This is a genomic window from Arthrobacter sp., from assembly GCF_030540645.1.
GTDB lineage: Bacteria > Actinomycetota > Actinomycetes > Actinomycetales > Micrococcaceae > Specibacter.
In genome coordinates this window covers 1-11,382 of the sequence record NZ_JAUNVV010000037.1, presented here as the reverse complement: position 1 = coordinate 11,382, position 11,382 = coordinate 1, and the positions used below count along the sequence as shown (strand labels likewise).

12 protein-coding genes are annotated in these 11,382 nt (G+C 63.1%); 1 reads left to right on the top strand and 11 read right to left on the bottom strand.

From position 1 onward, the window contains the following. Positions 1-95 precede the first annotated feature (95 nt). The gene (locus Q4P21_RS08750; RefSeq protein WP_207345335.1) at positions 96-425 is read left to right on the top strand and encodes a cupin domain-containing protein; all 330 of its coding nucleotides are present in this window, start codon (positions 96-98) and stop codon (positions 423-425) included. An 85-nt stretch (positions 426-510) separates the two neighbouring features. Here Q4P21_RS08750 and Q4P21_RS08745 read toward each other — a convergent pair whose 3' ends face one another. The 11 genes from Q4P21_RS08745 to Q4P21_RS08695 all read right to left on the bottom strand — a co-directional run. Continuing rightward, the gene (locus Q4P21_RS08745; protein ID WP_303388401.1) at positions 511-1,008 is read right to left on the bottom strand and encodes an 8-oxo-dGTP diphosphatase; all 498 of its coding nucleotides are present in this window, start codon (positions 1,006-1,008) and stop codon (positions 511-513) included. 117 nt (positions 1,009-1,125) lie between these two features. Continuing rightward, positions 1,126-1,740: a peptidase gene (locus Q4P21_RS08740; RefSeq protein WP_303388400.1), complete on the bottom strand. Its 615-nt coding sequence runs from the start codon at positions 1,738-1,740 to the stop codon at positions 1,126-1,128. 130 nt (positions 1,741-1,870) lie between these two features. After that, positions 1,871-2,824, bottom strand: a complete 954-nt coding sequence (gene xerD, locus Q4P21_RS08735; protein ID WP_303388418.1) for a site-specific tyrosine recombinase XerD — start codon at positions 2,822-2,824, stop codon at positions 1,871-1,873. A 32-nt stretch (positions 2,825-2,856) separates the two neighbouring features. Continuing rightward, complete coding sequence (locus tag Q4P21_RS08730) at positions 2,857-3,549, bottom strand: NUDIX hydrolase (protein ID WP_303388399.1); 693 nt, start codon at positions 3,547-3,549, stop codon at positions 2,857-2,859. Continuing rightward, positions 3,550-5,256 carry a CTP synthase gene (locus Q4P21_RS08725; protein WP_303388398.1) on the bottom strand — a complete coding sequence of 569 codons (1,707 nt, stop codon included), beginning with the start codon at positions 5,254-5,256 and terminating at the stop codon, positions 3,550-3,552. Between the two features lie 60 nt (positions 5,257-5,316). After that, complete coding sequence (gene recN / locus Q4P21_RS08720) at positions 5,317-7,044, bottom strand: DNA repair protein RecN (RefSeq protein ID WP_303388397.1); 1,728 nt, start codon at positions 7,042-7,044, stop codon at positions 5,317-5,319. Beyond that, a complete protein-coding gene (locus Q4P21_RS08715; RefSeq protein WP_303388396.1) occupies positions 7,041-8,117 on the bottom strand; it encodes an NAD kinase in 1,077 nt (358 codons plus the stop codon). The genes recN and Q4P21_RS08715 overlap by 4 nt, the downstream gene beginning before the upstream one ends. A 100-nt stretch (positions 8,118-8,217) precedes the next feature. After that, complete coding sequence (locus Q4P21_RS08710) at positions 8,218-9,024, bottom strand: TlyA family RNA methyltransferase (RefSeq protein ID WP_303388395.1); 807 nt, start codon at positions 9,022-9,024, stop codon at positions 8,218-8,220. After that, positions 9,021-9,227: a hypothetical protein gene (locus Q4P21_RS08705; RefSeq protein WP_303388394.1), complete on the bottom strand. Its 207-nt coding sequence runs from the start codon at positions 9,225-9,227 to the stop codon at positions 9,021-9,023. The genes Q4P21_RS08710 and Q4P21_RS08705 overlap by 4 nt, the downstream gene beginning before the upstream one ends. Continuing rightward, a complete protein-coding gene (locus Q4P21_RS08700) occupies positions 9,224-10,234 on the bottom strand; it encodes an HAD-IIA family hydrolase (RefSeq protein WP_303388393.1) in 1,011 nt (336 codons plus the stop codon). Before Q4P21_RS08700 ends, Q4P21_RS08705 begins: the two co-directional genes overlap by 4 nt. After that, positions 10,224-11,382: tetratricopeptide repeat protein (locus Q4P21_RS08695; RefSeq protein WP_369598882.1), on the bottom strand; the 1,159-nt coding region annotated here is incomplete at its 5' end. The genes Q4P21_RS08695 and Q4P21_RS08700, both read right to left, overlap by 11 nt.

The window sequence follows — 11,382 nt, the reverse complement described above, 5'->3', positions numbered from 1 at the left end:
TGTTTCACTTCTTGTTTCACTTGCGCCCCGGAGCTGTTCCTTGAGGGTACTGTGAGGGAAAGCAGATATGAGCCAAGCACTTGCAAAGGAGCATCATGGAAAAGTCATCCCTGACAGCACTGGCCCGGGAACTGATGGCTTCGGCCAAAACCAAGAACAGCGGCCGCAGCGCCCGCACCGTCTATGGCGGGCACGAGCGCATTCTGCGCCAGACCGTCGTGGCATTGGCCGCAGGTTCCTCGCTGGATGAACACGACAACCCCGGCGAAGCAACTGTTCAGGTACTGAGCGGGCGCATTGTGCTCAAGGCCGGGGAGGTCAGTTGGGAAGGCGCCCCGGGCGATCACCTGGTGGTTCCGCTGGCCCGACACTGCGTTGACGCTTTGGAAGATTCCACATTCTTATTGACGGTTGCCAAGCCCTGAACCAAGTTTCCAGCCGGCCACCTGGCAAGGAGGGGAGGTTCCAGCTTCCCCTCCTTCCCAGGTGGAGCGATGCTGTTCTGGCACTCTAGTGTTCTGGTGCAGCAGTGTGCGTGCTGGATGCCACCGTTTCGTTGTCGTCATTGAGCACAACCCGCCAGTCGCTTCTTTGCCCGGCAAGGAAAGCCGGAACCCAGTGGGTTGCATCCGCCCACATGCGCTCGTGCGGCAGCTCGTTCACTGGGTACCAGACTGGCCGCAGCTCGGAACTCTCTGCTGGCTCACCCACGAACTTCCGGCACAAGAACACCGTAGCAAGCATGTCCCACGCGGGCTTGGCAGGGAAAACAAAGTCAACTGTTCCCGCCGGCACGAGGTCTGATTCCTCGATGATGAGAGTGCTTTCCTCTGCCACTTCTCGGCAGATGGCCTGTTCAACGGACTCCCCCACTTCGACGTGTCCGCCAATACCCACCACTTTCCCGGTCCCCATCATGCCTGTTTTCTTCACGCCGAGCAGCACCTCCTCAACACCTTCCGGGTTGGTGCGAAGCGGGAAACAAAGGGTCACTTGGGCAGCAGTCATGTTCCCAGCCTAGCGTTCCTTGCCAGCCATGAGGCAGGCCCGGGACCATTGGTTCCGGGCCTGCCTCATGGGATGGTGCCAGCGGCGGTTTGCTGTCAGGGAATCCGGCTGCACCAGCTAGGCGGGCTGCCCATGGCGGCGACGGGAAACCGTCACCATGCCAACGCCAGCGCCCAAGACACCTACTCCAAGTAGGGACAGGATAGCAGCGCCAGCGGCGTCAATGCCGGTGTAGGCCAAGGCATCCTGCCCAGCAATCATGCCGTCCTTCGCATCGTTGGGATTGTCCGCCGCCATGACAGGACCGCTAGAAATTCCGGTGACCGTATTGTTGACCGTCACTCCTGACGTTTGTCCGGTGGCGGTCAGTTGATAGGTACCTTCCTCCCACCCCAAGATGAGTTGGGTCGTAAAATCACCGGCAGCATCGGCCACGGCAGTGGAGGTAGGCAGCGACCGGACGGGTTCGCCCGCCACGAAGCTGGTCAGGGTGATGGTGACGTCAATGGTTTCTCCGGGGGTAAACCCGGAGCCGCTAAAGGTGGTGGCTTCGCCGGGAAGCAAAGTACCGATGGCTGAAGGTGGCGATGCAGGGTATCCGGGCGCAGCCTGGGCGGCGACCGTTCCAGCGGACAAGGTCAGGACTCCGGCAAGCGCAACACCGGCTAGGACTTTCTTCACAGCAATTACCCCAATTTTCATGGACTGGATTCCCGGTATCGTCGTTGACACCGGGAATCCTTGCCACGGTATCAGTCTCTGCAGGGCAAAGATAGGCCGGTTGTGGGGGCCACTCCCTCATCCGCGGAGGCGATGCGTGGGCTGGCCATGACCGCCCACAGCCGCTAAAAGCCGGGAAATATTAGTCAGCCAGCGCCCGCGGATGGGCCGCGGCGTACACTTCACGCAGCGTTTCGACGGTGACAAGTGTGTAGACCTGCGTGGTGGTGACCGAGGCATGTCCGAGAAGTTCCTGCACGACACGCACATCCGCACCCCCTTCGAGCAGGTGGGTGGCAAACGAGTGCCGCAGTGTATGCGGTGAGACGTCCGCCGAGACCCCCGCCCGCTCCGCAGCTACCTTCAGGATGGTCCACACACTTTGCCGACTGATCCGTCCACCACGGGCGTTGAGGAACAGCGCCGGCGTGCCGCCACCTTTGGCCACGAGGACAGGACGGCCACGGACCAGGTACGCATCAAGGGCCCGCAGCGCGTAGGAACCGATGGGCACGACGCGTTCCTTGGAACCCTTGCCAAAGAGCCGCACCAAAGAAGGGCCGTCTTCCGCCGACTCAGGCAGCATCAGGTCATCAACGTCCAATCCCACTGCCTCGCTGATGCGTGCGCCTGTGGAATACAGGAATTCGAGCATGGCCGCATCCCGCAACCCGGTGGACGTATCTGTTCCGACTACTTCGAGTATGCGTGTCACGTCGTGGACGCTAATGGCCTTGGGGAGACGCTGCCCTGCCTGCGGCGGGTGGACGTCAGCTGCAGGATCTGCGTCGCTGAGCCCTTCAAGGGCCCAAAACTTGTGCAGCCCGCGGACGGCCACGATGGTCCGGGCTGCGGAGCGCAGCCCCAGGGGTGTGCCGCCGTCGGCCCCATCCGAGAGGCCTTGGGCAAATTCACTCACGTGGTGCCGGTCAATGCTACCCGGTTCGGCGACGCCTGCGGCGGTGAGGAACTCCTGATACCTGCGCAGGTCACGCTTGTATGCCTGCAGGGTGTTCGGTGCCAGCCCGCGCTCCACCCCCACATGCAGCAGATAATCCTGGATGCCGCAAGTCACTCCTGTCGAGTCAGCCTGGATGGACTCGCCCTGGCCGGAGCTGCCAGTGCCCGTCACCGCTGGCGGTTGGATGGATGTTCAGGCCAAGGCGCGTTGCCGGGACGCAAGCTGGCAAAGTCACTGCGCGCAGCCTGGGCGGCAGCCAAGATACCGACGACGGCGGACGGGTTGTGCACGTGCCCACCCAGCACTGCAGCTGCTGCCTCTTCCAGATCGACCCAAGCGAATTCGATCTCGGCCTCTTCCTCCGTGCGCACATGGCGCTGATCCTCCGGCACGAAGGAGATACCCCGCGCCAAGTAGATCCTGATGGCTTCGCTGGAGGAGCCGGGAGAATTGAAAAAATCGGTCAGCACATGCCATTGGGCAGCAACGAGGTCCGCTTCCTCAGCCAGCTCGCGAGCCGCACCGACCACAAAGTCTTCGCCATCAATATCCAGCAAGCCAGCGGGAACCTCCCACAGGTTCATTTGCACGGGGTGGCGATACTGGCGCAGCAGCAGAACCTGGTTCTGCTCATTGAGCACCACCACCGCCACTGCCCCCGGATGCTCAATGTAGTCCCGAGTCAACGGCGTCGAACCCGGTGTCAGTGAGAACGTGTCAGAGACAACGTCCCAAATGCGTCCTTGGTACACCGTGGACTTCGAATGCAGAGTGCGCAGGCTCTCCTCATCGGCGATGTTTGTCGATGAGGAGCCGACAACAGGCGTCTCCCCAGTCCCCGGTGCTCCAAGGTGTGCCATCTAGACGTCCAGCAGCCGTGTAGCGCTCTGGCGTTCCAGCGCTGCTGCAACCAGACCGGCAAAGAGCGGGTGCGGCCGGGTGGGTCGCGAGCTCAACTCGGGGTGCGCCTGGGTGGAGACATAGTACGGGTGCACGTCATGCGGAAGCTCAACATACTCGACGAGCTTGCCGTCGGGTGAGGTGCCGGAGAACACCAGCCCTGCCGCAGCAATCTGTTCCCGGTATTTGTTATTGACCTCGTAGCGGTGACGGTGCCGTTCGGCAACATCCGTGGTGCCATACGTTTCGGCAACCACTGAACCCGGGGTGAGCACGGCCGGGTACAGACCCAAGCGCATGGTCCCGCCCAGGTCTCCCCTGCCGGCCACGATGTCCTGCTGCTCTTCCATGGTGGCGATGACGGGGTGTTTGGGGTTCTCGTCAAACTCCGAGGAGGACGCACCTTCAAGGCCCACCACGTTGCGCGCGTATTCGATGACCATGGACTGCAGGCCCAGGCACAGGCCCAGCGTGGGGATCAGGTTTTCGCGGGCGAACTTCAGGGCACCGAGCTTGCCCTCGAGACCACGGATGCCGAAGCCGCCGGGCACGCAGATGGCGTCAATGTCTGCCAAGGCCACACGGGCCCCTGCCTCAGTGGCACAGTCATCGGAGGGAACCCAACGGATCTTCACCTTGGTGGCGTTGGCGAAACCGCCGGCCCGCAAAGCCTCGGTGACGGAAAGGTACGCGTCAGGCAGGTCGATGTACTTGCCAACCAAAGCGATCTCAATATGGTGTGCCGGGTTGTGAACCACTTCAAGCAGCTTGTCCCACTTGGTCCAGTCCACGTCCTTGAACGGCAGGTCAAGAGCACGGATGATGTAGGAGTCAAGGCCCTGGGCATGCAGCGTCTTGGGGATCTCGTAGATGCTGGGGGCATCAGGGCAACCAATGACGGCTTCAACATCCACGTCGCAGGCGCGGCCAATCTTGGCGTGCATGGCTTCGGGTAGGACCCGGTCGGAGCGCAAAATGATGGCGTCCGGCTGAATGCCCAAGGAACGCAGCGCAGCAACTGAGTGCTGGGTTGGCTTGGTCTTGAGTTCCTGTGACGGGCCAATGTACGGCACCAGCGAGACGTGCGCGAAGAACACGTTGTTGCGGCCCACGTCCTGGCGCACCTGACGTGCCGACTCCAGGAACGGCTGGGACTCGATGTCGCCAACCGTGCCGCCAATTTCGGTGATGATGACGTCGGGGGCGTTGAGGCCTTCGGCGGGCAGGCGCATGCGGCGCTTGATTTCATCGGTGATGTGCGGGATGACCTGGACGGTGTCCCCCAAGTATTCGCCGCGGCGTTCCTTGGCGATCACCGTTGAGTAGACCTGGCCCGTTGTGACGTTGGCTGAGCCCTCAAGATTTTCATCCAGGAAACGCTCGTAATGGCCAATGTCCAGGTCGGTCTCGGCGCCGTCGTCTGTCACAAAGACTTCACCGTGTTGGAAGGGATTCATTGTGCCCGGATCCACGTTGAGATAGGGATCGAGCTTTTGCATTGTGACCGAGAGGCCGCGTGCCCGCAGTAGGTGACCGAGGCTGGAAGCCGTCAGACCCTTGCCGAGCGAGGACGCGACTCCGCCGGTGACGAAGATGTGTTTGGTCGTCTTGGACTGACCACTGAACCGGGAATTTGATCGTTGCACCACGGAATTCGAGCCTATCATCTAATGAGTCAATATACGTTCGCGAACGGCACCCAAATTTTGCATAACCGCCCCAAAATCTTAGTGGGTGGGACGCGCCGCCTGCGCCAACAATTCCTTGGCGTGGGCTTGCGCTGTCACTGAATCCTCCTGCCCTGCAAGCATTCGGGCCAGTTCCACAACCCGTTCCTCGTACGTCAAAACCCGCACGTTGCTGGTGGTGATGCCTGTTGAGTTTTTGCTCACAGAACTCTTCGTGACAAGGATGTGCTGGTCGGCAAACGCGGCCACCTGCGGCAGGTGGGTCACCACCAGAACCTGCACGTGTTCGGCCAGCATCGCCAGCCTGCGCCCAATTTCCACCGCAGCCTTGCCACCCACACCTGAGTCGACTTCGTCAAACACGAACGTGGGAACGGGGTCGACGGCGGCCAGCACCACTTCCAGCGCCAGCATCACCCGTGACAGCTCACCACCGGAGGCCCCCTTGCCCAGCGGACGCGGCAGGGCGCCAGCGTGGGGTGCCAGCAGGAACGCAACGTCATCTTGGCCGTGCACGGTCCGTTCCGTCGCAGAGATCTCAATGACAAGCTTGGCATCGGGCATCGCCAATGCCTTCAACTCGGCACTGACGGCCTTGGCCAACTTCTCCGCCGCCTTGCGGCGTGCGGCCGTCAGCTGGTCAGCCAGCCCGCCCAGTTCCGCCAGGGCAGCGGATTCTGCAGCTTCAAGGCTTTCAATCCGGCCGGAGTCGTCGCTCAGTTCGGTCAGCCGGACCCGGGCGGCGTCCGCCCACTCGATGACCTCATCAATGCTGGGTGCGTATTTGCGCACTAGAACGGCCAGTTCACCACGCCTGTCCTCAACCTCGGCCAGCCGACCGGGTCCTTCGGAATCCAGGGACGTAGCGTAGCTGGCAAGGTCCCTGGCAATGTCAGCCAGCAAATAGCCAACTTCGGAGAGCCGTTTGGTGGTTTGTCCCAGCTCCTCGTCACTGTCGGCTACCGTTTCCACCAGCCGCTTGGCCGTGTCCACGAGAGTTGCTGCATCAATGCCGTCGCCGTAGTCAGCTGCGCTGAGGGCTTCGTGGGCCCCCAAGGTCGCCTTGCGCAGTTCCTCCACGTTGCCCAGTTTCACGGCCTGGGCCTTGAGCATTTCGTCTTCGGCCTCCAACGGTTCCACGGCATCGATTTCAGCCAGTGCCGTGGTCAGCGCCTCAGCTTCGCGCAACCGTTCCCTACTCGCCGAGCGCAATTGCGCCAGCTCGGCCTGGGTGGCTCGCCACTGCTCAAACACTCCCCGGTAAGCCTGCTGCGTGGCTGAAAATCCCTTGTGCGCCTCGGCGGCAAACTTATCCAGGGCGACGCGTTGCGCCGAGGGGTTCTTCAAGCGGATCTGGTCCGACTGCCCGTGCACGGCAACCAGGGCCTCCCCCAGTTCGTTGAGCACCCCGATGGGAGCGCTGCGCCCGCCCACATGGGCCCGGCTGCGCCCGTCAGCACTGACGGTGCGGGCCAGAATGAGCTGCGCGCCACCGTCGAACTCGTCAACCTCGGCACCTGCTTCCAGCGCACGCACCAGGGCAGGGTGTCCGGCGGGAAGGGTCAAAGTAGCTTCGGCGGAGGCGGTCTTTGCTCCGTTGCGCACCGCCCCGGCGTCGGCCCGATTGCCTAGCAGCAGCCCGACGGCGGTCACCACCATGGTCTTTCCGGCACCGGTTTCGCCGCTGACGACGCTCAGGCCCGGACCCAGCGGGAGTGTTGACTCCGAGATGACTCCCAAGTCCCGGATGCGGATTTCTTCGATCACGCCGGGTCCTCCCCATAAAACGCCGTGGTGCCGGAGTAGGAGCTTTCCTGCGGCGGAATCCTCAGGTCCGGCAGTGGCGGCATGTCACTGTGGGGCCGGCCTTCCAGCGGGTACTTTGGCCTGGGCGTCTTGATGATGGGCAGCTGTGTGGTGGGCGGCTCCGTCACTTCCACCGAGGGTCCCCGCCAGCCTTGCACGGGCAGTTCAAATTTGCGGACCAGACGTTCGGAAAATGTTGACTGCTGCGTCCGTGCCAGCTTGACCGGCTTGTTGGAACGGGACACCTCGATGCGTGCGCCGGGCAGCAGATCCACGGTGCGCCGGCCGTCGCACCAGATCACGCCGTAGGCGCCGTTGCGGGTGAGGACTTCCACGGCCAGGGTGGATGTCGGGGAAACCACCAGTGGCTTGGCAAAGAGCGCGTGGGCGCTGATCGGCACCATCAGCAGTGCTTCAACGCCGGGCCAGACCACGGGGCCGCCGGCGGAAAACGCGTAGGCAGTGGAGCCGGTGGGCGTCGCCATGACCACGCCGTCGCACCCGTAGGACGTCAGGGGGCGTCCGTCCACTTCTGTCACCACTTCGATCATGCGTTCGCGATTGCCCTTTTCCACGGCCACTTCGTTCAGGGCCCAGGTGTGCGCGACGACTTTGCCGGCAACGCGCACCATGACATCGAGGCACATGCGTTCCTCAACGGAATACTTGCGCTCGACGACGGCTGCAACGGTCTGGATGAGCTCTTCGCGTTCGCTTTCGGCCAGGAACCCCACATGCCCCAGGTTGACACCGAGCAGTGGGACGTCATAGTCGCGGACGATTTCAGCGGCACGCAGAATGGTTCCGTCACCGCCGAGCACCATGACAAGCTCGATGTCGGCCAAGGTGACGTCCTGGTCAAGGACTTCCATTTTGACGCTGGAGACGCCCAGATAACCTGTCATGTCCACCAGTTCTTCGGCGTACATGACAGGGACAATGTTGTTTGCATGAAGTTCAACGCACGCCTCGAGGGCGGCAAGCATCGACTCTTCACGGCCGGTGTGGGCCAGAATCAAGACGCGCCGTGTCATGTGCTGTTTCCTCTTCGCTTGGTTTCAGTTCCAGGTGCACCCGGCCCGCCCGTCTCAGAGCTGCTTGTCCCGCGAACTTCGCGGACGGGTCATGTGCGCTTTAGGGCCAGAGCCGGGCCAACAGCTTCTCCACGGCACGCCCCTGTTCTTCGATCTTAGGCGCAGGGCCCGACACAACACGCTTGGCGAGCAGAAAATACTCAACATTTCCGTCTTGTCCGGGGAGGGCACTGGTGCCGATGTCCTGCAGGGTGAGCCCGTTTGCAACTGCCGCCGACGCCACCAAGGCGACAGCCCGGCGTCGTTCATTCTCACTGCTCACGACTCCGGTGCGGGCCAGACGCTCCCTGCCCACCTCAAACTGGGGCTTCACCATCAACAGCAGCTCCCCGCCGACCTGTGTGGCCAGGGCAAGCGGTGTCATGACAAGGGTGAGGGAAATGAAGGAGAGGTCACACACGGTCAGCTCTGCCGGCCCGCCGATGTCCTCCGCACTCATGTAGCGAATATTCAGGCCCTCGTGGACGTCCACACGGCGGTCGTGGCGCAGGGATTCCACCAGCTGGCCATGCCCCACATCCACGGCCACCACACGTGCAGCACCGTTGCGGAGCAGCACGTCCGTGAAGCCGCCGGTGGATGCGCCAGCGTCAAGGCAGCGTTTCCCAGCCACTGTGACCTGTGGGAAATGTGCCAGGGCGCCGGCCAGCTTGTGCCCGGCGCGTGAGACGTAGTCCTCTTCATGGCCCGGCAGAAGTTCGACGGCGGTGCCCGACTCCACCGCTTGGGCCGCCTTCACGGCCGGTACCCCTTCCACCGTGACCCGGCCCGCCTTGATGAGGGTCGCCGCCACAGTGCGCGAGCGGGCCAGCCCGCGGTTGACCAGTTCCTGGTCAAGGCGGCTCACGAGGCGTCCCCGCGCAGCGCCGCTGTGGGGTCCGCGTCCAGCTCGCGTTCGAGCCCTTCGAGGACCTGCGTGTAGCGAGCCTTATGTTCTCCGGCTGGCAGGTGGGCCGTCTGCGCAGCCAACGCCACGAGGGCATCCACTGCTGGATCCCCCGTGGGGTGGCTGGGTGGGTGGCTGCTCAACTGGCCTTCGTTCGCTGTCATGGCAGTTCGGTGTGCCAGACCAGGCGTGGTGCCGTTGCCTGGTCTGTGTCCGGTACCGCTGCCCACCAAGTGGCGCAGGCGGCACGCCAGGAATCGGAGTCTTCGGGGCTGCCGGCAATGTGCACCGTCTGCTCCCCGGTGCTGTCCGTCGTTGTGCGCGCGGCAGCGGCACCACAGGTGACGGTGCCGCCGTCGAACGTCACATCTGGATAAGCCGTAAACAGTTGCGCCAAGGTGTCAATGATGAAAGTGGGCCGCTGCGCGGTGCAGGCCCGCAGCGCAGCTTCCGCTGAATCGACACCCGTTAGCACCAGCGCCGTCGCCATGCCGGCGTTGTTGCCACCGAGGATGTCGGTGTCGAGCCTGTCGCCCACCACCAGCGGTGCTTTTGCTCCCAAACGACTGGCAGCCGTGCGGAAGAGCGGCGCCTCAGGTTTGCCGGCCACCAGCGGGTCATGCCCGACGGCGGTGCGCACCGCAGCAACCAACGTCCCGTTGCCGGGGGCAATCCCCCGGTCCTGCGGGATGGTCATGTCGGTGTTGGTGGCAATCCACAGCGCGCCGCCCTTGATGGCGAACGTGGCCTCGGCCAGGTCCCTCCAGCCCAGCTCTGGGTCAAACCCTTGAATGACGGCATCCGGAGCGTCAGCGGCACCGTCAACGACGGCCATGCCCAACGCCTGGACCTCCTGCGCCAGTGCTGTGCTGCCCGTGACCAGGACCTTGCTGCCCTGAGGCAGCTTTTGAGCCAGCAGGGCAGCGCCCGCCTGGGCGGAACTAACCACTTGGTCGTCGTCCGCCGGAGCACCCAGCTCACGCAGGTGTGCTGCGATCTTGGCAGGCGTTCGGGAAGCGTTGTTCGTGACGTACGCCAGCTTCACGTTGACGTCGGCGAGCTTGTTCAACGCTTCCACGGCGCCGGGAATGGCGGCTGGACCGGCGTATACAACGCCGTCCAGATCCGCCAAAACCGCATCAAAGCCACTGATCAAGGGATTAGCTCTCACTGTGGTTGAACTCGCCGGAATCCTCGCCTTCGGAGGGGTTGGAGTGGTTGTCATCCTCAGTGCTGTCTTCTTCAGTGCTGTCTTGGTCACTGCCGTCGTCGTCACTGCTGTCGGCATCTGACTCGGCGTCGTCGGACTCAAAGTGGGAAGACTCGGCGTCATCGATGTTCTGTTCGTCCTGCTCGGCGTCACCGGAGGTGAGTTCCGCAGCTGCCAGGGTGGCGTCGTCGTTCGTGGCAGGAGCGGTGGCCGGAGCCATCACGTCCGCTACACGCACGCGGGGGGATTCCAAGGGGATGTCCTCATCGTCGCCCAGGTCGATGATGATCTGGTCCATGCCTTCGTCAACGCCGAGGGCTTCCTCTGCAACCAGGGCCTGACGCTCCCACGTCTTCGCTTCGTCCTTGCGGTCAGCGGCACGCAGCACCATGCCGTAGGCACGGAACAGGCGCGGACTGAAGGAGAACGCGCGGTTCATGTCCAGCTGCGGGATTTCCAGCGCTGACAGTGCTGCTTCCATCTCACCCAAGTCACCCCGTGCACCGGATTCAACAATGGCCAATTCAACCTTGCCGGCGGTGTCCAAAGTTTGCGCATCTTCGGAGTTGATCAGCTCCAGTGCGCGGTCCGGACGGCCCAGGCCGCGTTCGCAGTCGGCCATGAGTGGCAAGTGCGCGTTGGATCCGCTGATGCGGCGGAAGGTGCGCAGTTCACGCAAAGCTTCGCCGTACTTGCCGGCGGCATAGGCCGTCATGGCCACAGCTTCACGAACACAAGCCAAACGGCCACCACGGCGGCTGGCAGCGAGTGCGTGTTCGAAGGCAAGCTCCGGTTCGAAGTCGATCAAACGGCCTGCCATGACCAGGTGCTTGGAGACCCACTCGTTGTTGCGTGAGTCAAGGATCCGCAGCTGGGCGCGGGTTACCTTGTCCAGTTCCTCACCGGTGACGTCTGCATCAATGTGGGGTGAACGTTCCCGGTCGGGGCGGTTGGAACTGCGCAGATCACCGGCATTGCGCACCGGCGCCGTGCGGGGTCCACGATCTTCGCGTGCACCGTGGCTCGGGCGGTCACTGCCAGGACGGTCATGAGTGCGGGCCGGACGGTCGTCACGGTTCCCGTAGGAAGGACGTGAGTCACGGTCGCCT

Excerpts from the sequence above, each read along its gene's own strand:
- Q4P21_RS08750 (WP_207345335.1), top strand. The coding sequence starts at position 96 with ATGGAAAAGTCATCCCTGACAGCACTGGCCCGGGAACTGATGGCTTCG.
- Q4P21_RS08745 (WP_303388401.1), bottom strand. The coding sequence starts at position 1,008 with ATGACTGCTGCCCAAGTGACCCTTTGTTTCCCGCTTCGCACCAACCCG.
- Q4P21_RS08730 (WP_303388399.1), bottom strand. The coding sequence starts at position 3,549 with ATGGCACACCTTGGAGCACCGGGGACTGGGGAGACGCCTGTTGTCGGC.
- Q4P21_RS08725 (WP_303388398.1), bottom strand. The coding sequence starts at position 5,256 with ATGATAGGCTCGAATTCCGTGGTGCAACGATCAAATTCCCGGTTCAGT.
- Q4P21_RS08715 (WP_303388396.1), bottom strand. The coding sequence starts at position 8,117 with ATGACACGGCGCGTCTTGATTCTGGCCCACACCGGCCGTGAAGAGTCG.
- Q4P21_RS08705 (WP_303388394.1), bottom strand. The coding sequence starts at position 9,227 with ATGACAGCGAACGAAGGCCAGTTGAGCAGCCACCCACCCAGCCACCCC.